This is a genomic window from Paraburkholderia sp. CI3 (assembly GCF_050436505.1).
Lineage (GTDB): Bacteria > Pseudomonadota > Gammaproteobacteria > Burkholderiales > Burkholderiaceae > Paraburkholderia > Paraburkholderia tuberum.
Genome location: NZ_JBNDMI010000004.1, coordinates 1306591 through 1326394 on the forward strand (window position 1 = coordinate 1306591; position 19804 = coordinate 1326394).

The following is a 19804-nucleotide window of genomic DNA, read 5'->3' on the forward strand; positions in this document are numbered from 1 at the left end:
CACTACTACACATGTCTGCTGCGCTTAGCCGCTTCAACTTCATTAGCAACGTTTATCGTCAACCCGACCCGAACGAATTGGCCCGCCAGGACCGCATTCCTTATAGTTCATCTCACGGACAGCACAACGTTGTCCTCACCAACCAAGGAGCTGAACATGAAGAACGCTATTGCCACTCTCGCTTTCGCCATCGGTGCGGTCGCAGCATCTTCCGCATTTGCTGACGAATCGCTCACGGTTTCGCGGGCAGAAGTACGCGCTGAACTGGCGCAAGCTCGCGCCGCAGGTTCTTTCAACACGGCGGACGCGCAGTACCCCGCAGGTTTCGTAAACGCACCTGCCGCTACGCCGCGTGCCAGGGAAAAAGCACCCGGCGAGCATCGCACATTCGCCGAACGCGTTCATGCGCTGAAGGCCAAACTTGCCCGCCCCGCCACCAGCCGAAGCATCGGCAACAACAGCGATCTCTATCTGCACAGCTGATTGCGATCATCGACACAGGCACGCGAGCCGATAATCCTCTCATCGAACGCGTGCCGCCTCCGTCCGAAAAGGCCTCACCATGAAAGCAATAATCGAACGTCAATTGCAGCGACCGGAGTTCTTTATCCCGCTCGCATCGCTGAGCTGGCTGATGATTTCTTCGGACTTCAATCTCGGCAAGATCGCACTGATCCTCGCCTTCCGCGGCGGCAGGAATCTGCTTAACGTCCTGGCCCGGTAACGCGCGCCGCTTCAATATCTAGAGCGCGCGAATGCGCTCAACGGCGGGGTCGACACTACGCGCCTTACACAATGCCCGCACCATCGGTCTTCAGCCAACTCACCCAACGCAGAATTCGCATGAGCCGCTTCCCGCGCCTCGCGATATGTCACCACATGTTCAATGAGAAGGTCGGATCGCGACGCCGTTCCACACGTCAGCGAGGTGGTGATCAGCGCGCCGAACCTTCGATAATACAATTCGACGCGCTAGCCCCGACCATGCTTGGACTTCCCGCGCCACTCAAGGCAACTGGGCGGTAGGCCGAACAATGATTTCGTTGACGTCGACTTCGGCCGGCTCACTGATCGCGAAAGCCACAGCGCGCGCTATCGATGCAGCTGGAATCGCCATCTTGCGATAATCGTTCATCTGCTTACGTAACTGATCGTCCGAGATGGTCTCGGCAAGTTCAGACTCGACGGCGCCTGGCGACACGATCGTGACACGAATCTTTTCACCGACTTCCTGGCGCAGCCCCTCAGATATCGCCCATACCGCGAACTTGGTGCCCGAATAGACCGATACGTTGGGGCGAACGTTATGTCCCGCCACTGATGCCAGATTGATGAAGTGGCCACTGCCCTGTTTCTGGAAGACGGGCAGTGCGGCAGCGATTCCGTACAGCACGCCCTTGATATTCACATCGATCATCCGCTCCCACTCGTCGACCTTCAACTGGTCGAGACGGGATAACGGCATCAATCCTGCGTTGTTAAGCAGCACGTCCAGCTGGCCGAATTGACGTTGGGCGAAAGAAATGAACGAGGCGACGCTGTCGCGATCGGTCACATCGAGCGCTTGATAGACAGCTTCGCCGCCCTCGGCGCGGATCTGCCCCGCGAGGGCGTCAAGCCGCTCGGTGCGGCGCGCGCCGAGCACCACCTTGGCGCTCAGCGCCGCCAGATGCCGTGCAATCGCTTCGCCGATCCCGCTGCTCGCACCGGTGATCGCAACAACCTTGTCCTGAATATTAGGCATGACGTTCTCCGAAAGAAGGAGACTTAATTGTGGTCCGAGCTCGGCCTGGCGGCCAATTTGAAGGCAAACGCAATGTGATAAGCGCTGGTTATGGCGCGATCTCGCCGTTCTAATTGGGAAGCGCCGGGGGCGACGTCGATAATCAGTTCACTCGCTACGAAATGGATGACCGTCATGGCAAAACTTCTCAAGATCGATTTTGTTTCAGACGTTGCGTGCCCGTGGTGCGCCATCGGTCTGACCGCACTCGAACAGGCGATTGAGCGTGTGGGCGACGAAGTCGAAGTCGACCTGCTATTCCGCCCATTCGAACTGAATCCCTACATGTGGCCTGAAGGCCAACCGGTGAAGGACTACATGGTCGGCAAGTACGGCAGCACAGATGAACAGATCCGCCAGAATCACGCGATGATCACGGCCCGAGCGAACGCAGCGGGCTTCGCCATTCGCATGGACCTGCGCACACACGTGTACAACACCTTCGACGCACACCGCCTGCTGCATTGGGCGAAACTTGAAGGTCATCAGCGCGCCGTGAAAAAAGCCCTGTTTCAAGCGTATTTCGTGGAAGGTAAAAATTCTAGCGATCACGATGTACTGGTCGAAGCGGCCGGACGCGCCGGCCTCGACATTGCCCGCGCCCGCGAGATGCTGAGCAGCGGCGAATATGCGGCCGACGTGCGAGGACTGGAAGAGCGGTATGTGAATATGGGTATCCGGTCTGTGCCGTCAATCATTTTCAACGAGCAACACCTTGTATCGGGTGGGCAACCCGTCGACGTGTTCGAGCAGGCGATCCGTCAAACCCTCGCAAAGGAGTGACACGTCATGAACACCGTCTCTGACCCGCAACGCCAGGAGGTCGCAGAAGACGTCGGCGAACCGATGTCTTCTGACAGCCGCAAGGCAATGGGTGCCGTTCTGCTCGCTGTCGCGCTCGCGAGTCTCGACACGGCTATCGCGAACACGGCACTGCCGCAGATCGCCGCGGACCTGCACACCACTCCCTCAGCCTCGGTGTGGATCATCAATGCCTATCAACTTTCGATGGTGGCGACTCTGCTGCCGTTTGCATCGTTAGGCGAGCGCGTCGGCCACAAGCGCGTGTTCATCGGCGGGGTGTCAATCTTTTTGATCGCGTCGCTGCTATGCGCGCTCGCGCCGTCACTGAATGCGTTAACAGCGGCGCGCGTGCTGCAAGGCGTCGGTGCCGCCGCCGTGATGAGTGTGAACGTCGCGCTGATCCGTTTTCTTTATCCCGCCCATCGGTTGGGCCGCGGTGTCGGGCTCAACGCGCTGGTAGTGGGTGTGTCCTTCGCAGTGGGTCCAACCGTGGCGTCGCTGCTACTAGCAATCGCATCGTGGCCCTGGCTGTTCGCGATCAATATTCCACTCGGGCTGCTCGCGCTCGCCTTCGGCTTGCCGAACCTCCCCGCTACACCAAAGCGCGACGCGCTCTTCGACCCGCTCGCCGCATTGCTCAACGCAGTGGCCTTTGCGGCATTGATCTTCGCGCTGGGCCACGCGGCGCAGCGGGCGAGCTGGCAAACCGTCGTCATATCGCTCGGCGTAACGCTCGCCGCCGGTGTCCTGCTGATTCGCCGCGAGGCCGGGCATCGGGCGCCGATGCTGCCGATCGACCTGTTTCGCCGGCCGATGTTCGCGCTTTCGACACTCACCGCGATCTGCGCTTTTGCCGCGCAGGGTCTGGCATTCGTGTCATTGCCGTTCTTCTTCGAGAATGTGCTTTCACGCAGCCAGGTCGAAACAGGATTCCTGATGACGCCATGGCCAGTGATGGTGGCAGCAATCGCACCCATTGCCGGGCGCCTGTCGGACCGCTATTCGCCGGGTGGGCTTGGCGGCATCGGGCTCGGCCTGCTGTGTATCGGCATGACATTGTTGGCGTTGATGCCGGCCCATCCGGGCGTGCTCGACATCTCCCTTCGTATGGCGCTGTGCGGCCTTGGCTTTGGATTTTTCCAGTCGCCTAATCTGAAAGCATTTATGGCAAGCGCGCCGCCTGAGCGTAGTGGCGGTGCGAGCGGTGTGATCGGCACCGCACGCTTACTGGGTCAGGCGACCGGCGCCGCTCTGGTTGCCTTGAGTTTCGGCATTGCTGGACATCACGGGCCGGTCCTGGCGCTTGCGTGGGGAGCCGGTTTCGCTGCGGTAGGCTGCGTGGCTAGCGCGCTTCGGGTGATGGGCGGCAAGGTGAGCATGAAACATTAGATGCCCACATCAGATAAAGCGGCAGTTCGGCGGACGCTGAGCGGCCGCCTTCCGCGCCGTGAAGCGAAACGAGGATCCTACAGGTATCGACTATTTAGCGGCTGGCCTCTTCAATGACCGCTGCGACTGCGTCCGGCTTCGCGAGCATCGCGACGTGGCTGCTGTCGACCTCAGTGACGTGAGCACCGATCTTTTGCGCCATTGCCCGTTCGAACGTTGCCGGAATCATGCGGTCGTTGCGCGCTACCACCGCCCACGACGGCCGGGTCTTCCATGCTGCTGTCGTGACCTTGTCCTGCAAGCAGTGACTCTGCCATGAGCCCTGCGTCGCGGCGAGCGTTCGCGCGGTAGCCGGCGAAAGGTCCTGAGCAAAGTACGTTGCCACGGCGGCAGGCGTCAAGGTAAGGAAACCGCCTTCGTCGGGCACGAGACTCTTCGCATATGGCGGCGGCGGAGCGTCTTTGGTCATGTCGGCGATGGACTCACCTTCAGCGGGAGCGAAGGCTGCTACATAGACCAGTGACTTTACCTTGTCGTTGTTGCCCGCCTCCGTGATGACGACACCGGCCCACGAATGGCCGACAAGGACGACTTGACCGGGCTGCGCATCAATGACGCGTTTCGTCGCAGCAACGTCCTCGGCGAGCGACGACAACGGATTCTGCACCGCGACCACTGTGTAGCCTTTTTGCTGCAGGATCGGGACGATCTTGTCCCAACTGGAGCCATCCGCGAACGCTCCATGCACGAGTACGATCGACGGCTTTGCAGACATTGCCTCGGCAACGGAGTCGCCGGATCCTGCGGCGCGCGCAGGCGAAATCTGAAGAAAAAACGGCAGCAACGCGGCTGCGACACACGTGGCCGATTTGCGCAAGAAAAGAGAATTCATGGATGTGCCCCACATAGTTATAAAAAATGCTGCACGACCGGTTCATCTCGAAGGAATGGTCTCACGACACGATCGACGGGAAGCCGGGCAGCACGGCCCATTGTGGTGACACACGATTCGAGCCGCGAATGAATTGCTGTGAATTTGTGTGGGGAGACCGAATGCGTTCAGGAAGACGCACTCAGCGTCGAGTCCGCAATAATCGAGCGATAGCGGAGTTCGACGGAGTTGAGCTTCGTCGACGAGCGGCGCGTGTGGGCAAGCCATTCCCCGAGCGCCGTCGAGAACGCACGGATGAGCGCCTCCGGTTCGAGCCATACCCGGTCTTCGTCGCGGTTCTGGTACTGGCGATAACCTTGCAACGCAGATGGAAGGATCAAGCGGATTCGGCCGCCGTTGGCAGGAAGCGCCGCGAATCCAGGTCGCAGCGAGTCGCGCAGTACAATCAGATCGTTGGCACTCACGTATAGCGACGCAAGATCGACGTACACCGTCAACCAACCGCTGACTGCGTCGGCGTCTGGATACACATCGTCATCGTCCCCGTCCAGGTAAATCACCGCGTCGACCATCTGGAACAGCAACCTGAGGCTCGCGACATACTGCCGGTTGTTGAACAGCAACCTTATCGGAACCAGGAAGTCGTCGTGAATCTGTCGGGACAGCAGAGAAGGCGAATTACCGGTAACTGGCGTGGGAGAGGGTATGGCGTCCGTCATAAATGGCAAGGTTGTCAGCGGGAGTACTTTCCTGTATTGAGCCAGAACCAAAGGCGTGACGCGGTGCAATTTCGTGAATTTCCGTGAAGTGTCCGATGTCGGGGAGTCGCTGCTTCCCTGGCTTTGGCACTCGTCGCGATGACCCAGGCATGCGCGAGACGAAGTTTCCTGACCATTTTCACGCAACACCTGCGTGCAGTGAAAGTGAACACACTTCAACATCAACGCCTCTCCGCACTTCGCCACGAATCCTCACCACCAACAATCTTGATGATCCGCACCGTGCATCATTCAAACGTAGTACCCGCCCAGAGCGACGACAGTTACGCTGCACATGTGTTTAGTCAAGTGCCCCCGCCATCGCCTAAACAGGCTGCGTATCCACATTCATAAATTTCACGACAACCTTTGCCAGCTTGGTTTTCGTCGCGAAATTTCACAGTTTTCACAACGTTTTTGAAATTTCATTTGACGTGCAGTCCTGCTGCACATATATTTCGGCTCACTGCACACAGCATAGTAGTGAGGGCAGATCGAGTGTCCATCGATCGATCGGCTTTGCGTCCCGAAATGCTAGTCCAGCCAAGCAAGTGGCTCGAGCAAGTTGTCGGATTTGTGCAGTAGCAGTGCATCTTCCGCACAGCCACACCGATTGGAGAACTTGAATGCAATCTGGAACCGCCTTGGATTCTGAACGCCTGAAAGCTTGCGTCCGCGCCAACAGCGATGATGCCGCAGTGTGGCGCTGGTACTCCGACATGATGGAAGACCGCCGCATCGAGTGCCTCTGCGTCAACGGCAATTGGGCGGTCAAGCTCGACGGCCGCGAGATTGCCGCCGACCGCTCGTTCGATCGGGCGGCAAGACTGTCTTACGCGACATCACGCGCACTGATCGCGATCGCTGCAAACGGCTGATAGACGGCCATCCAATTACCGACGTCGGCGTAAAACGCGCGCGTCCAAAGAATAAGGAGTCACCCGTGGATCTATTGCATGCGATCAAGGTGTTCGGCAAGGTGGTCGAGGAAGCGTCGTTTTCAAAGGCTGCCGGTGCGCTAGAGCTCTCCACGTCGAGCGTGACGAAGACCATTCAGAATCTCGAGGATCATCTGCGGATGCGGCTGATTCTGCGGACGACGCGCAAGGTCGCCGTGACCCCGGAGGGCCGCGAGTACTACGCTCAAGCGACCCGGATCGTACAGGATCTGTATGAGGTGGAGCGCTCGTTGAAGGGCGAACGCAATGTCCCCGCCGGACGCTTGCAGATCGGCGTCGCGCCGGTCGTCGCACGTCTTTTGCTCGTGCCGGCGCTGTCCAGTTTTCAATCACTTTTCCCCGACATCCAACTCGAGATGAGCATCGGAGAACGCCCATTCGACGTCGAAAACGGGGAGATGCAGTGCGCAGTCACGTCCGTAGCACCAACCAGCAGCGAAGTGGCCGTGGATCAGATCGGCGAACTCGCGCTGGTCACATGCGCGGCTCCTCAATACATTGACCACTTCGGCATGCCACACAAGCCGTCGGATTTGCGTGACGGACATATCGTCGTCCGCTGCGCCCCGCATGAGCGCCTCGAAGGCCAAGGGCTGCTGCTCGACCAAGACGGTGAATCGGTCCGAGTACCGTGCGATTGTCGTCTGATGGTCAGCGACAGCGATGTCCAGCTAGCTGCTGGCCTGGCCGGCCTTGGCATCGTGCAATTGCACGAGGTGGCCGCACGCGACCATTTCGCCGCTGGAGGCCTCGTACCGCTTCTCGACGCCTGGCGCCCGGCGCCCCAACCGCTATACCTGGTCTCGACGGCAGCGCAACAGGCCAGTCCACGGGTGCGGGCGTTCAATAGATGGGTAACCGAGCTTGTGCGAGACCCGCTGGCGTTCGGCCGTATCTCCGCCGGGCCGGCGCCGCGCAAACTGCGCAGCGAGTTCGGCAATCACGCGCCGCGCTCCCTCGAACAGGTGTGGGCAGGCATGTCCACATCGTTAATGGAACGCAGCGCATTGGGCCAAGCCAGCGCGGCGTAACTACTCCGGCTCGGGGATGTTCGCGGAGCGCGAGGTTGAACCAGAACTACTACTCACCGTGCAAGCTGCGCGTCATCGTCCAACACGTTGTGCGTTTGCACACAGTTCAGGTGCTCGCAGAGTAATCGCAAAGCTGAGCCCAATCACGACCAAGGCATTGACAAGCATGGCCACGAGGCCCGGCACGCACTGCGGCATATGGACGGCCAGCCATTCGCGCGACGCCGGTGCCAGCAGAATAAACAGCCCTGTAAGCAGCCCCGCCAGTACGGCCACAGCCTGCGTTCGCCGCCACGCAAGGCCCAGATATACACCGGGAGCAAGCATACCGATCGCCGAATACGCCTCCAGCAGGACCTCGAATAGCGAATCGCGCTGTCGCAATGACAGCCACGCCGCCAGCGCGGCAATGACCACCATCGCAAGACGCGAGACACGTAAGGCCGCGCGGGACGACTCCCCGGTTGTCCAACGTGCTGCGATATTGCGCGTGAAGATCGAACCCGCCGCGAGCAGCAACAAGGTGCCGGGGACCAGCGCTAGCAGAATGCAGGTGGCGGTGAACAGGCCGGCCAGCCACGGCGGATATCGAGCGACGATAAATTGCGGGAGCGCCGCATTGAGATCCCCGCCAGCGGGCGTCGTACCGGCGACGAGTGCGCCGAGACCTAACATAATGATGAAGAAATACGCGAGTGCATAAACAGGCTGTAACGCGGCATTGCGCCGGATCAGTTGCGGATCGCGAACCGCATAGAACATCTGGAACAAATGCGGGAACATCCAGTTCGCAAGACCGATTTCCAGCGCTGCCGTCATGAACCACCATGACGTAGTCGATGCACCCGGTTCGCGCCCCGGCAATACCGTGATGCCCGGAGCCCGTTCTCGAGCCAGCGCGAACACGTCGGCAAGCGAGTGTGCCCCTACGTTGCGAGCCAGCGGCACGCATAACATCACTACGACGGCCAGCATCAATACATCTTTGATTGCCGCAGCAACTGCGGCAGGACGCAGCCCGTGGAACACCCCGAACAGCACCATCAGTGCGGCCGCGCCGATCATTGCCACGTCGCGCGGCACGCGTGAGCCGAACGCGATGTCGACAACAAGGCTCAGCGCAACCAGTTGGATCTGGATATAGATGACGATGCCGACGATCCCGACACCCGCGACCACGCCGCCGAGCCATGGCGCACGATAGCGCGACGAGAAGAAGTCCGCCTGAGTAACGAGACCCGCGCGACGCCCCGCTGACCAAATACCCGGCCCAAGCAGGTACGCAAGCGCATAGCTCACCGACACGGAACTGAAGGCGATGTACGCGGGCGCCCCGGATGCCCATGCCATACCCGAAACTCCGAGTACTGCAAAGGTGGTGTACATCTCGCCGGCGTTCATGAACCAGAACAGCACCGGCCCGATCATCCGGCTACCGACCGCCCAATCGGTGAAACTGGTGGCACGATGGTCACGCCCATAAATCGTCGCAGCGACGAGAGTCAGCGCGACGACCGCCGCGATCACCGCGGCCATGGTCTCACGCGGGCTCAATGCACCACTCCTTCGCCTCTCTCGCGCGCATCGACTCGGCAGTCGATCGCGTAGACGAGCCCGAGCACGCCGCCGCTGAGCAGCGTCGCCAGCATTTGCCAGAACAAGGGGAAAGGAATGCCGAATGGCTCTAGCGTACTTGCATTTGCAAGTGGCATGAGGCCCGCGTGAAAAACGAACGGAAGCACTAGCATGGCCCGATGAGGGCGCCGGCGTAAAGTCATGAATATCGGGCAAGCGTCACGAAGAACACTGACCGCGTGGAATCGCGGCTGCTTTTGCTTCGCGCGCAACCACTCGGGTCGCTGCGTTTAGCAGCGGCCGATTATCGCACAGGCTTTCCGATATTCAATTTACGGACTGGGAGGCGTCACCGAAAGAATGACCTCGGTTTGCTGGTCGGAACAATTACAGTAACGGTGCGGCAAGCGGGCGTCGAACGACACGCTCTCACCCGCCAGCAGATCGTAGTTCACGCCGCCGATTTCGGCCCTCAAAACACCAGCCACGACGTACGCGCATTCGGACGACGGGTGCCCGCGCGGCTCTGCCGCCGACTCCTGCCCAGGTTCGAGTACGGCGCGCAAGACCTCGAGCTGACCGTTGCCCCCCGTCAGACGTTCGTAGCTGACACGGCCTTTTGCGGCCATTAGCACGGTGCGGCTGCCTGGCTTGCTGACCCACACCGATGGCAAAGCTGGATCCGCGAACAGCGACGCAATCGACTGGCCGAACACACCTGCCAGCCGGCGCATTGTTTCCAGGCTGGGGTCTGTTACGGACCTCTCCACCTGGCTCAACAAGGTAGGCGAAACGTCAGCCAGACGTGCAAGCTCCCGCAGCGACATGCCGTGTTCAGAACGCAGTTCCCTGAGTCTCTCTCCAATCATTTCATATCCCATACGCAACCGAAAGATGGTTCGGTGCGACGAGTCTATGTGTTGCTGGACTGCACGTCAAGCAACGTTTTCCCCGCACCCAATAGTTACGCGCCAAGGCTCCTCCATTCCACGGCGGGCAATTAGAGCCCGGCCCGAGCGTTCTTCGTGCAGCGTGCGCCATATGCAGGACCGCAATACTGCTAATCACCACGCTTTTCGATGTGCAGTCGCAATGCACAAGCATCGGAAGTCTTTGAGCCATCAATGTAATTTCGGGCAACGTGGGGTGGATGCAGCCAGTCCTCCGCTGTCCGGTGCAACACGCTAGCGGTCCAGCGGGACGCGAGCCCACCTGCGAAGGACGCAATCTGTGTCGCGCCGTGCGCCGAATGTCTCATAGCAGGGCTCGCCATGATCGTCATCGCGGCCGGTTCAGGCGATGCAGGCACCGCGGCGTGTGCTTGTACGGCGTGGACGCCCTGAAAATCGGAATCCGCACTGGACAGAAACGCTCGTTCGAAAGTCGGCACGCGATAGCGTACAAAACCGCGCGAGCATTCTGCTATCAGCCGGGACTGGTTGACCAGCCGTCCGATCGCAGCCGCCACACAATCCGGTGGACACGGGCGCGCGCAAGCCTGGAGTTCGCCCTGCACCGCCGCTTCGGCAGCCATCGCGCACGCGTCGGTCAATGTGAAGTCACCGCGCCACGCGGCGAATCGCTTCAGCAAAGTTCGCTCCGGATCGGCAAGCAGATCGCGCTGCCACTCGATCAGCATACGCAGAGACGAGTGGCGCTCCACCGGCACGCGACGGGACAGATCCAGCAGTTGTCGCGGCTGCTGCGCAAGCGCGCAAAGGCCACCGACACCGAACGCCTCAACGTGCCCTGCAAGCAGTTCAATGACGAACGGAGAGCCCTCGATGTGCCGGCAAAGGTCCGCAAGCAGTGGGACCTCGCTATCGTCGAGACGGAAATCATGACGTCGCGCGACCGCGTGGTCGACGAACATTCGCAACGCTGGAGATGCGCTCAGCGCGGCGTGATCCAAGGTTCCCGCGTCTGGTACCGAGAGTCCTCCGATCCGGAAGACATGCTCTCCTTCCGCGCGCAATGCCTCGCGACTCGAGATCAGGAACGCGCCCCGCGCGCCCACACTCAGACTGCGCTCGACGATATGCGCCACCATATCGGTCACCCGCTCGCAACTGTCGATCAGTAGTAGCGCTTGTTGGGTGGCGAGCTGCAACGCTATGTCGTCGGCTGACGCACGCGACGATAGGGGTAATCCGCACGAAGCCGCAATTGCATCGCGCACATCGGCAAGCGTAGCGGCTTCAGAAAGGTCGACAAACCGCGCGCCGCCCGCAAAGGTGTCCTGAAGTTGGCGCGCGACCTCAACAGCAAGCCGAGTCTTGCCGATGCCGCCGGGGCCCGATACGGTCACGAAACGCCGCAGCACAAGCGTTTCCGCAACCCGCCGTACATCCGTGTCGCGGCCGTGCAACTTATCAGCGTAGGCCGGCAGCCGCCTGGCGAGCATGGTGTCGCCAGGCTCTTGTGTCAAGGCGTGCGTAACCGGCGCAATGAACCGGTAACCGCGGCCTGGGACAGTCGCCAGCATATTCTGCCCCTCCCCGCTGTCCCCCAAGGCGAGTCGAAGCGCCGCAATTTGTCCGCGCAGATTGCTTTCGTCCACAACGGTAGTCGGCCACACGACTTCAATTAGTTCGCGCTTACTCACGACCTCGCCCGCCCGGCGAATCAGCGCGAGGAGCAGATCGAATGCACGTCCGCCAAGCGCGACCACCGTGTCGTCGCGATAAAGACGAAATTGCTGTGAGTCGAGGCGATAAGAACCGAAGAAATAGCAAGCGCCAACTGATGTCATCGCAATGTCCCTAACAGGAAGAGCAAAAGCTCGATGACGTCAGTGTGCGCAACAACGGATTGTCCTGCCTGGGGAAACATCGCTACGCATTTCTTGGGCAACGCGAACAATCGCATGGGACCACAGCACGCGAATTCACAATGATTAACTTGGGTAGTAGGCGGTTGCTCGTCCAGACTGGCAGCATCGACTCACCATGCAGGAACTACCGGAAACCACCATGAACCTCGACGAAACGCTCGACCAACGCGTGCGCAATGCTTACGACGACATTCACGACCTCAGTCAATACTCACTGCGCGTGACACATCGCCGCGATCGTGCCTCCTCACGCCATATGACAGTCGTGCCCATCGCAGCGGTATGTGCGTGGTCGCTACTGGAAACGCGATGGGAATTGAGCCCGGCGGACGGCTCGATGTTGATGCTCGCCTTGGCTGTGGCCAAACTGATACTGCTCTGCTCGGGAGTCGCAGCCATACTCGACGTGCCCAATGCTCGCCCGCTGTTCGTCTTTCTTTGCGGCGCGAGCCTGATGGCGGTCGCCTCAGCGCTGCCGTTCGAATACACCGCATCGCGCGAACTGTTTGGCCTGTCGCTGATCGAGTGTCTGTTGAAAGCAGCCGTCGTTGGGCTCTATGCATTCCGCCGCCCACAGCGCCGCTGAATGCGATAAAAGTACACCGGAGATGTCAAAGCTTCGGCAATACCATGCCGCGCTGCACCGCCGGTCGCTGACCGATGCGTTCAAGCCAGGCCCGTACCGACGGTTTCGTCTCGAGCATCGGCAGCACATACTCCTGCATCAGCGTAGTCGCAGTGACGGTCCAGGGATACGCGGCAATGTCCGCGATCGTGTATTCGTCTCGGGACAAATACATATGTTTCTGCAATTGACGGTCCATCACTCCGAATAGCCGGTTAGCCTCTTCACGAAACCGTTCGATGGCAATCGGCAGCCTTTCGGGCGATCGCACGCCGAAAAATCCTAACTGACCCAACATTGGGCCGAGCCCACCGACCTGCCAGTTCAACCATGACAGCGTCCGGTAGCGCTGAGCGCCGGTGGGAGCCAAATACTGGCCACTCAGGTCTGCCAGATACGTCAGAATCGCGCCACTTTCGAAGAGCACCAGCGGTCCGCCTTCGGCATCCTCATCGACAATCGCCGGGATCTTGTTGTTGGGCGAGACTTCGAGAAACGCAGGTGCGAACTGCTCGCCTTCCGACAGATCGACAGGATGAATCCGGTATTGCAAGCCCAGCTCCTCGAGCATGATCGTAATCTTGCGACCATTCGAAGTTGTCCACGTATATAGGGTAATCATTTCACAAACTCCGGTATGACGGACGGCCATCAGGCCGCCCGCGAGTGTCGTGATTCAGTCGCCGCTCAGTCGCTTGCGGACGAACACGATCGCCAGCGCCGCGCTACCCGCAAGGAACGCCGCAAATACCGTGGCAGCCGCTGCCATCCCGATAGCGTCCACCAGATAGCCCGTTCCGACTGCAAACGCACCTGCCGGAACATACGCACCGAAGTTCAGAATCGAATTGGCTTCCGCGCGCCGGTCGTCGCGCACATGGGTGCCGATCAGCGTCAGGCCGCCCAGTTGCCCAAGTCCCTGCCCAGCTCCGGCAAGTACCGCCGACGCGATTTGCAGCACCGCTATCGACAGGTTGGCGGCGAGTGCGAGAGAGACCATGGATGCAATGCTTGCCAATGCACCGAGCACGAGAATCGTCCTCACATGGAGACTACGCACCGCGAACTGCACGGCTGTCGCCGACAGGAACATCAGGCAGACCATGCCGCCCGCCACCAGCGGACTATGAACGTGCAGCAGCCGCGAGAGCAGCGAGGGGCCGAGCGCCGCCACGAACGTCGTCGCCGAAAGTCCAGGAGCGAATACTGCTACGCCCAGTGCAAGGTGGATCCGGTTTTCTGCCGGCACTGACGGTAGATGCATCGCCCCTACGACCGCCGCAGGACGCGCCAGCGGCAACAGCGCCGCTACCGCGAGACCACTAGCAAGCACGACCCCGAGCAACGCATAAGTCCCACTGACCGGGTGGACGGAATACTGCGCGAAAATACCCGCCAGCAGCGGACCGAGACCAGCTCCGAGAACCATCGCCACGGATGCCGCGAGCGAAGCAAGGCGTCGACGCGCCGGACCGCCGACATCGACGACGCTCGCCATTCCGGCCGACACGATCACGCCCACGGAGATGCCCGTCAACAGACGCGCAATGCCCAACGTGACGACCGAAGACGCTGTGGCAAACAGCACGCACGCGACTAGCGCCGTGAGCAAGCCCGGAATGAGCACGGGCTTGCGGCCGACGCGGTCCGACAATTGTCCCGCCACCAGCAGCGCAACGAGCAAGCCTACAATGTAGGCTGCGAAGACCAGCGTCAGCGTGCCGGACGAAAAGCCGAGTCGCTGCTGCCAATGCACGTACAGTGGCGTCGCCGAGTTCGACAGCATGAATACCGCAGTGACCATCCAGGCGGCGGACCACATGCGCCGTACGGGATGCGTTTCGGGGACGGCGCGCGCACTGCGCGCCTCAGCAACACCGCTTGTCATCACAAACTCCATCGGAAGGGTAAGAACCCGGCGCGCCCAACCCTAAGCGGACACGCCGGCGAGCGAAGCTTTACTTACGGCTCGACGTGTAGATATGCACATGCTCCGCGCGGTGAACCGGGCCGAACTCGAGCGGCACCCAAGCGTATCCATCGCCCTCGATCCGCACACGGCCCATACCCGGGAACGGCAGATGGGCTGCACTGACGATCTCTCCGGTGGATGCCGCTTCGGCGAGAATCGCCCGGCGCGTTGCGACCGATGCCGTGGTGTCGACGTCGAATTCGATAGCGATCTCCGGCCGTGCGAATTGCAGCGCCTGGTTATGGATCGCATCCCCCCACGTGAAGAAGCGCTCGCCCTCCGACGTGAACACGAAACCGGTATGGCCCGGCGTATGTCCCGGCAACGGCATCGACCGGACACCCGGCGCGAGCATGTCGCCCGCTTCAAACGTCTTGAAACGACCTGCTTCGATATACGGGGCAACCGAGCGGCGGGCGATCTTCGTCACCTGAGCCACGGCATCCGGCGCGCGGAGTTGCGGATCATCGCTCAGCCAGAAGTCGGCTTCACGCTTGGCAACGTAGATATCGGCATTCGGAAAGGCCCGCGAGCCGTCGGCCGCAATCAAGCCAGCGACGTGATCCGCGTGCAGGTGGGTCATTAGTACCGTGTCGATCTGCGACGGTTGATAGCCCGACGCGATCAGGTTGCGTTCGACCCAGCCGAGGCTTTCACCGAACGTATCGGCCGCGCCGGTATCGACAAGGATCAGGTTCGAGCCCGTGTTCACTACATAGATGTTTCCCGAGCCCTGAATGGCCGGTGCATTGATATACATCTTCTGCAATAGCGCCTGGATCTCGCTATCCGGGGCATGCATGAACAGGTTCCGGTCGAAATCGACATAGCCGTCATAGAGCGCGGTGATTTCGAAATCCCCAACCGCGATCCGGTAATAGCCCGGCACCTGGGTGTTGATCTTGGAAGGTACGGGTGCGTCGATCGAGCGGGTCAGAATGTTGGTCATGGTACTTCTCCTTGATGATAAACGAGGCACGAAACGATGCGTTTCGGCACATGGATGTAGAAAGGAAACGTGATGGCGGTAAGCGCTACACGTCAGAATTCCTGCACTGTCGGGCGCACGATGATGTCGTTGATGTCGACGTCGGCCGGCTGCGAAATCGCGTATTCGATTGCACGCGCAATGGTGTCGCTCGGAATCGCGACTTTGTAGAACTGCTCGAGGCCTTCAGAACTCGCTTCATGCGATGTGCCCAACTTGAGCTCGGTTTCGATTGCGCCAGGGGAAATCGTCGTCGTACGGATCGAGCCGCCGACCTCTTGACGCAAACCCTCCGAGATCGCCCGTACCGCGAATTTCGTCCCACTGTAGACCGTGCCACCCGGTGCGAACACCTTATGTCCGGCGATCGATGCGACGTTGATGAAGTGGCCGCTGCCCTGCTTCTGGAAAACCGGCAGTGCCGCAGCGATGCCGTACAGCACACCCTTGATGTTGATGTCGATCATGCGATCCCATTCGTCGACCTTTACATCGCTGAGCGGTGCAATCGACATCAGACCGGCGTTATTGATAAGCACGTCGAGACGGCCGAATCTCTCGATAGCGAAACGGGTGAGTGCTTCCACATCGGCGCGGGACGTCACGTCGGCTGCGAAGGCTTCCGCGGTCCCGCCGGCGGTGCGAATCTCTTGCGCGAGCGATGTGAGCCGCTCGACACGGCGCGCTGCAAGTACAACGCGCGCGCCATTTTTCGCGAGACGCCGTGCGGTCGCCTCGCCAATGCCGCTGCTCGCGCCGGTGATGACGACTACCTTGGTGTCGATGCTGTTTTCCATGATTGAAATCCTGTCCGATGAAATGCGTTGGAAGTGCAACCGATGCGCGATGTGCCGCACACCCTGAACTGAGCAAACGACCTGTTTCGCGGTGTGTCGAAACGTGTTTGCATGGATTGCATTCTGGTCGCGCGGACCGGGACGCGCCAATTAGATCGCCCAGACCGATTGATTAGGCACGGTTATGGATAGCCGCCACGTTCGCATAGGCGCTCAGGTTCACGTTCCTCCAGGCGAAAAAAATGCGCCGACCAGGTCGACGCATCACTCTCTGCGGCTACTACAAAGCCATCTCACATAGGCGGCGCGACCCCGTCTTTTTCGACGACCACATTGCGAGCCTCCAGCTTTCCATCGCTAGCTGGCGCCGCAATGACGAATACCTTCTTACCCGCGACGAGGTCACCCGGCGAAGCTGGCACCGACGTGACGATCGGTACGGTCGGCGGCACGGTAATCTGATTCGATCCGCCTTTATAGGAAAGCTTCAGGTCGCGTCCGCTGGTGCCTGTTACCACGGTGTCGACATTCGCGTTCGTCATCGTGCTGTTCGCCCCAAGATCCCATCCGTAATGTCCCTCGCCAGTTCCGCGCGCCGCTTCGGGAAAGACGACCACCTCCAGCGCGGTCATCTTGCCGTCAACGCCAGTCTTCGACGCAACGCCTACATACGAGCCGGGCTTGATGTCGGCAAGCGCCACGGGTTTGACCGTTAGCACCGGCTGCGCCGGCTTGAGGCTGATCGCAACAGTGTCGCCGCTACGCCGATGCACCGTGACCGCGTCTGAAGTTGCGGATACGATGTCACCGCGGATACGCGCCGGAGCACCTGCACCTTGTGCGAAAGCGGCGGGCGCGATTGATGTCGTCACGATAGACGCCAGCGTCAATGCCGCCATGACGCCGCTCCTGTTTTGTTTCTTCATCTCTTGCTCCAAAAAAACTGCGCACGGCGCAGCAAACGGTGAAATTCACGAACCGCCGAACCAGTTATAACCCTGGTTTTCCCAGTAACCGCCCGGATAGGTGTTGGTCACCGAAATCGCCACAATATGTTTCGGGTTCTTGTAGCCCAATTTGGTCGGCATGCGCAGCTTCATGGGAAATCCGTACTTCGGCGGCAATGTCTGGCCGTCATAGCCGAGCGTCAGCAGCGTCTGCGGATGCAACGCAGTCGGCATGTCAATGCTGGTGGAATAGTTGTCGGCACATTCGAAGGCGACGTACTTCGCTGACATGTCCGCTCCAGCGCGTGCCAGAAACTGCGAAAACGGGATGCCGTCCCAACGGCCGATCGCGCTCCAGCCCTCAATGCAGATGTGACGCGTGATCTGACTCATTTTGTGGCAACGTGCCAAGCTCGGCGAGCGTCCACTGCGTCTTGCCGCTAATCAGGCCTCGTACTTCCAGCTTGTATGTCGCTCCATCGATCTGCGGCACGTCGTCGATATCGTAAAAGGCATTGAACGGAAACGGCCGTGTAACCATCGCTTCGAAATACGTGGGCGCAAGTCTGCGCGGATCGAACAGCCAGCCTTGCACCCTGTCGTTAAACCGGGAGATGTTGCGCAGCATCGCGTCGACCGATCGTTCATCGGTGAGGCTGCAACCGGACAGCAGCGCTAGGCCACCCTGAGTCAAAATGCGTTTGCCAAGCGCACGGCGCAGCGGGTCGGCCATTTCACGGCTGACGTCTTTGATAATCGACTGTGCGTCGAGCGCTGGCTTGCGTTTATCACGCACGATAGAGGCCATCGGTTACTTTCCTCGAATCATCGTCAACAAGGACCGCGGCACGATCGCGACCATCACGACATGGACGGCAACGAATCCGACCAAAGTCACCATTGCAAAAAAATGTACAACCCGTGCATCATCGAATCCACCGAGCAGATCGCGCAGGAAAGGAAGTTGCACCGGCTTCCACAGGGCGAGCCCCGAGGCAATCAGCAGCGATAGGTCGAATAGCACGAACAGATAGGCAAGCTTCTGCACGGCGTTGTAGCGCGATAGATCGTCATGAGAGAGCCTGGCGGTAAGCGCGGCACGCAAGTCAGTCCATACGCTCGACGGTGTGAGCGGGAAGAAGCGTCGCCGCCAGCGTCAAGTTAACGTATTAGCGATGACATACAAAGCCAGATTCAACGCGAGCAGCCACATCGCCGCGAAATGCCAGAGCAACGCGCCGCCAAGCCATCTGCCAAGCGTAATCGATGCGGGGAAACGGATCTGTCCGAAGATACGCGACGCGTTGTACACCTGCCAGCCGCTTGTGACCATCAGCACGACGGCGATCAGGTTGATCCAATGCCAGATTCGCAACCATAACGGGTGAATAGCGACGCGATGCGTCATGCAGCCTCTCCTTTCTCTCCATGGCGTTGCCTGCAACGCGAGATCGACGCGGCGGCACACCATAAACCGGTGTGCCGCCCGCGGCCTGCATGCGACTCAAAGCGTGCGCGTGCCGTGTCAATCGAAGTTCGTCGCTGAGGCGACCGGTTCCCAGGCAGTCACTTCCTGGCTGAACGTATCGAGCTTGCAGCGGATAAACGCGAGCGCGTCCGTCCCCAAGGGCAGATGGACCGGCGGCTTCGGCGAATCCACCAGCGTCAGGATGGCCGATGCTGCCTTGGCCGGATCTCCCGGCTGCTTGCCGCTGCGTTCCGCGCGAGCTTTGCGCAACGGTGCGAAGAGCGGCTCATAGTCCGCAATGCTTGCACTGCCCCGGTTCATCGAGCGTCCAGCCCATTCGGTGCGGAATGCGCCAGGCTCCACCGCCGTCACCCTGATACCGAGGTCCGCCACCTCCTTTGACAGCGCCTCACTGATCCCTTCGAGCGCAAACTTGCTTCCGTGATAGACGCCGAGACCGGGAAACGTGACGATCCCGCCCATCGAGGTGATATTCACAATATGGCCGCTGCGTCGCGCCCGCATATACGGCAAGACCGCCTGAATCGCCGACACGGCACCGAACACGTTGACGTCGAACTGCTTGCGGTATTCATCGAGCGGCGTTTCCTCGATCGTGCCTTCATGACCATAGCCGGCGTTGTTGACCAGCACGTCGATCGGGCCGAAACTTTCTTCGACCAGAGCCACTGCCCGGCGTACGTCATCGTGCCGCGTCACGTCAAGGCGCACACCGAGCGACAGCCCCGGCTTAAGCGCATCGAATGCCGCGCGTTGTTCTTCGCTGCGCAGTGTTCCGGCCACACGGTCCCCGCGCTCAAGTGCCGCTTCAGCAAGCGCCCGCCCAAAACCACTACTCACGCCCGTAATAAACCAGGTTTTCATCTCACTTCTCCTGTGGAATCCGCGCGGACTTGGCTCCGCGCGACAGGGGCAGTGTCGTCGAACGGCCGTGCAGCTCCCAATTCGAAATGACAGTAGTG

20 protein-coding genes and 2 pseudogenes are annotated in these 19804 nt (G+C 60.2%); 7 read left to right on the top strand and 15 right to left on the bottom strand.

Features of this window, described 5'->3' with window-relative positions; genetic code table 11:
* Positions 1-156 precede the first annotated feature (156 nt).
* Both OKW29_RS27385 and OKW29_RS27390 read left to right on the top strand, forming a co-directional pair.
* Positions 157-483 (top strand): DUF4148 domain-containing protein, encoded by a 327-nt coding sequence (locus tag OKW29_RS27385; RefSeq protein WP_429293310.1) that lies wholly within the window; start codon positions 157-159, stop codon positions 481-483.
* Positions 484-562: 79 nt separating this feature from the next.
* Positions 563-724, top strand: coding sequence for a hypothetical protein (locus tag OKW29_RS27390; protein ID WP_429293311.1), 162 nt, complete (start codon positions 563-565; stop codon positions 722-724).
* A 282-nt stretch (positions 725-1006) separates the two neighbouring features.
* Here the strand turns inward: OKW29_RS27390 and OKW29_RS27395 are convergent, their stop codons facing one another.
* On the bottom strand, positions 1007-1744 hold the full coding sequence (locus OKW29_RS27395) for an SDR family oxidoreductase (protein ID WP_429293312.1): 738 nt from the start codon (positions 1742-1744) through the stop codon (positions 1007-1009).
* 174 nt (positions 1745-1918) lie between these two features.
* Between OKW29_RS27395 and OKW29_RS27400 the strand changes: the two genes are divergently transcribed.
* Together OKW29_RS27400 and OKW29_RS27405 are read left to right on the top strand one after the other, a co-directional pair.
* Positions 1919-2566, top strand: a complete 648-nt coding sequence (locus OKW29_RS27400) for a DsbA family oxidoreductase (protein WP_429293313.1) — start codon at positions 1919-1921, stop codon at positions 2564-2566.
* Positions 2567-2629: 63 nt separating this feature from the next.
* Positions 2630-3976 carry an MFS transporter gene (locus OKW29_RS27405; protein WP_429294946.1) on the top strand — a complete coding sequence of 449 codons (1347 nt, stop codon included), beginning with the start codon at positions 2630-2632 and terminating at the stop codon, positions 3974-3976.
* A gap of 94 nt (positions 3977-4070) precedes the next feature.
* On the opposite strand, the gene OKW29_RS27410 is transcribed toward OKW29_RS27405, so the two are convergent.
* Both OKW29_RS27410 and OKW29_RS27415 read right to left on the bottom strand, forming a co-directional pair.
* Entirely contained in the window at positions 4071-4751 is a 681-nt protein-coding gene (locus OKW29_RS27410) for an alpha/beta fold hydrolase (protein WP_429294947.1), read from the bottom strand.
* A gap of 284 nt (positions 4752-5035) precedes the next feature.
* Positions 5036-5656, bottom strand: a complete 621-nt coding sequence (locus OKW29_RS27415) for a hypothetical protein (RefSeq protein ID WP_429293314.1) — start codon at positions 5654-5656, stop codon at positions 5036-5038.
* A 596-nt stretch (positions 5657-6252) separates the two neighbouring features.
* On the opposite strand from OKW29_RS27415, the gene OKW29_RS27420 reads away from it, so the two are divergent.
* Both OKW29_RS27420 and OKW29_RS27425 read left to right on the top strand, forming a co-directional pair.
* Positions 6253-6504 carry a hypothetical protein gene (locus OKW29_RS27420; protein WP_184067914.1) on the top strand — a complete coding sequence of 84 codons (252 nt, stop codon included), beginning with the start codon at positions 6253-6255 and terminating at the stop codon, positions 6502-6504.
* A 65-nt stretch (positions 6505-6569) separates the two neighbouring features.
* Complete coding sequence (locus OKW29_RS27425) at positions 6570-7616, top strand: LysR family transcriptional regulator (protein ID WP_429293315.1); 1047 nt, start codon at positions 6570-6572, stop codon at positions 7614-7616.
* A 72-nt stretch (positions 7617-7688) separates the two neighbouring features.
* Here the strand turns inward: OKW29_RS27425 and OKW29_RS27430 are convergent, their stop codons facing one another.
* From OKW29_RS27430 to OKW29_RS27445, 4 genes are all read right to left on the bottom strand, one after another.
* The gene (locus tag OKW29_RS27430) at positions 7689-9152 is read right to left on the bottom strand and encodes a sodium:solute symporter family protein (RefSeq protein ID WP_184068082.1); all 1464 of its coding nucleotides are present in this window, start codon (positions 9150-9152) and stop codon (positions 7689-7691) included.
* 14 nt (positions 9153-9166) lie between these two features.
* Positions 9167-9394 (bottom strand): DUF3311 domain-containing protein, encoded by a 228-nt coding sequence (locus OKW29_RS27435; RefSeq protein WP_429294948.1) that lies wholly within the window; start codon positions 9392-9394, stop codon positions 9167-9169.
* A gap of 129 nt (positions 9395-9523) precedes the next feature.
* A complete protein-coding gene (locus OKW29_RS27440) occupies positions 9524-10072 on the bottom strand; it encodes a cupin domain-containing protein (protein ID WP_429293316.1) in 549 nt (182 codons plus the stop codon).
* A 179-nt stretch (positions 10073-10251) separates the two neighbouring features.
* Positions 10252-11943: an ATP-binding protein gene (locus OKW29_RS27445; protein WP_184067910.1), complete on the bottom strand. Its 1692-nt coding sequence runs from the start codon at positions 11941-11943 to the stop codon at positions 10252-10254.
* A 220-nt stretch (positions 11944-12163) separates the two neighbouring features.
* Here OKW29_RS27445 and OKW29_RS27450 point away from each other — a divergent pair, with 220 nt between their 5' ends.
* Positions 12164-12610, top strand: coding sequence for a hypothetical protein (locus tag OKW29_RS27450; RefSeq protein ID WP_184067906.1), 447 nt, complete (start codon positions 12164-12166; stop codon positions 12608-12610).
* A gap of 25 nt (positions 12611-12635) precedes the next feature.
* Here OKW29_RS27450 and OKW29_RS27455 read toward each other — a convergent pair whose 3' ends face one another.
* The 8 genes and pseudogenes from OKW29_RS27455 to OKW29_RS27490 form a co-directional block, all read right to left on the bottom strand.
* Complete coding sequence (locus OKW29_RS27455; protein WP_429293317.1) at positions 12636-13301, bottom strand: glutathione S-transferase family protein; 666 nt, start codon at positions 13299-13301, stop codon at positions 12636-12638.
* A gap of 24 nt (positions 13302-13325) precedes the next feature.
* Positions 13326-14537, bottom strand: a complete 1212-nt coding sequence (locus OKW29_RS27460; RefSeq protein ID WP_221307731.1) for an MFS transporter — start codon at positions 14535-14537, stop codon at positions 13326-13328.
* A 70-nt stretch (positions 14538-14607) separates the two neighbouring features.
* Complete coding sequence (locus OKW29_RS27465) at positions 14608-15570, bottom strand: MBL fold metallo-hydrolase (RefSeq protein WP_184067899.1); 963 nt, start codon at positions 15568-15570, stop codon at positions 14608-14610.
* Positions 15571-15662: 92 nt separating this feature from the next.
* Positions 15663-16406, bottom strand: coding sequence for an SDR family oxidoreductase (locus OKW29_RS27470; RefSeq protein WP_429293318.1), 744 nt, complete (start codon positions 16404-16406; stop codon positions 15663-15665).
* Between the two features lie 293 nt (positions 16407-16699).
* On the bottom strand, positions 16700-17305 hold the full coding sequence (locus OKW29_RS27475; RefSeq protein ID WP_429294949.1) for a hypothetical protein: 606 nt from the start codon (positions 17303-17305) through the stop codon (positions 16700-16702).
* 72 nt (positions 17306-17377) lie between these two features.
* Positions 17378-18161: pseudogene (locus OKW29_RS27480) on the bottom strand (molybdopterin-dependent oxidoreductase).
* 3 nt (positions 18162-18164) lie between these two features.
* Positions 18165-18761, bottom strand: a pseudogene (locus OKW29_RS27485) (cytochrome b/b6 domain-containing protein).
* Positions 18762-18878: 117 nt separating this feature from the next.
* Complete coding sequence (locus OKW29_RS27490) at positions 18879-19706, bottom strand: oxidoreductase (RefSeq protein WP_429293319.1); 828 nt, start codon at positions 19704-19706, stop codon at positions 18879-18881.
* Between the last annotated feature and the right edge of the window lie 98 nt (positions 19707-19804).

What these genes read in the sequence shown, in the direction of transcription:
- OKW29_RS27385 (WP_429293310.1), top strand. Translation starts at nt 157, where the DNA reads ATGAAGAACGCTATTGCCACTCTCGCTTTCGCCATCGGTGCGGTCGCA.
- OKW29_RS27390 (WP_429293311.1), top strand. Translation starts at nt 563, where the DNA reads ATGAAAGCAATAATCGAACGTCAATTGCAGCGACCGGAGTTCTTTATC.
- OKW29_RS27395 (WP_429293312.1), bottom strand. Translation starts at nt 1,744, where the DNA reads ATGCCTAATATTCAGGACAAGGTTGTTGCGATCACCGGTGCGAGCAGC.
- OKW29_RS27400 (WP_429293313.1), top strand. Translation starts at nt 1,919, where the DNA reads ATGGCAAAACTTCTCAAGATCGATTTTGTTTCAGACGTTGCGTGCCCG.
- OKW29_RS27405 (WP_429294946.1), top strand. Translation starts at nt 2,630, where the DNA reads ATGTCTTCTGACAGCCGCAAGGCAATGGGTGCCGTTCTGCTCGCTGTC.
- OKW29_RS27410 (WP_429294947.1), bottom strand. Translation starts at nt 4,751, where the DNA reads ATGTCTGCAAAGCCGTCGATCGTACTCGTGCATGGAGCGTTCGCGGAT.
- OKW29_RS27420 (WP_184067914.1), top strand. Translation starts at nt 6,253, where the DNA reads ATGCAATCTGGAACCGCCTTGGATTCTGAACGCCTGAAAGCTTGCGTC.
- OKW29_RS27430 (WP_184068082.1), bottom strand. Translation starts at nt 9,152, where the DNA reads ATGGCCGCGGTGATCGCGGCGGTCGTCGCGCTGACTCTCGTCGCTGCG.
- OKW29_RS27435 (WP_429294948.1), bottom strand. Translation starts at nt 9,394, where the DNA reads ATGACTTTACGCCGGCGCCCTCATCGGGCCATGCTAGTGCTTCCGTTC.
- OKW29_RS27440 (WP_429293316.1), bottom strand. Translation starts at nt 10,072, where the DNA reads ATGGGATATGAAATGATTGGAGAGAGACTCAGGGAACTGCGTTCTGAA.
- OKW29_RS27445 (WP_184067910.1), bottom strand. Translation starts at nt 11,943, where the DNA reads ATGACATCAGTTGGCGCTTGCTATTTCTTCGGTTCTTATCGCCTCGAC.
- OKW29_RS27450 (WP_184067906.1), top strand. Translation starts at nt 12,164, where the DNA reads ATGAACCTCGACGAAACGCTCGACCAACGCGTGCGCAATGCTTACGAC.
- OKW29_RS27455 (WP_429293317.1), bottom strand. Translation starts at nt 13,301, where the DNA reads ATGGCCGTCCGTCATACCGGAGTTTGTGAAATGATTACCCTATATACG.
- OKW29_RS27460 (WP_221307731.1), bottom strand. Translation starts at nt 14,537, where the DNA reads ATGACAAGCGGTGTTGCTGAGGCGCGCAGTGCGCGCGCCGTCCCCGAA.
- OKW29_RS27465 (WP_184067899.1), bottom strand. Translation starts at nt 15,570, where the DNA reads ATGACCAACATTCTGACCCGCTCGATCGACGCACCCGTACCTTCCAAG.
- OKW29_RS27470 (WP_429293318.1), bottom strand. Translation starts at nt 16,406, where the DNA reads ATGGAAAACAGCATCGACACCAAGGTAGTCGTCATCACCGGCGCGAGC.
- OKW29_RS27475 (WP_429294949.1), bottom strand. Translation starts at nt 17,305, where the DNA reads ATGGCGGCATTGACGCTGGCGTCTATCGTGACGACATCAATCGCGCCC.
- OKW29_RS27490 (WP_429293319.1), bottom strand. Translation starts at nt 19,706, where the DNA reads ATGAAAACCTGGTTTATTACGGGCGTGAGTAGTGGTTTTGGGCGGGCG.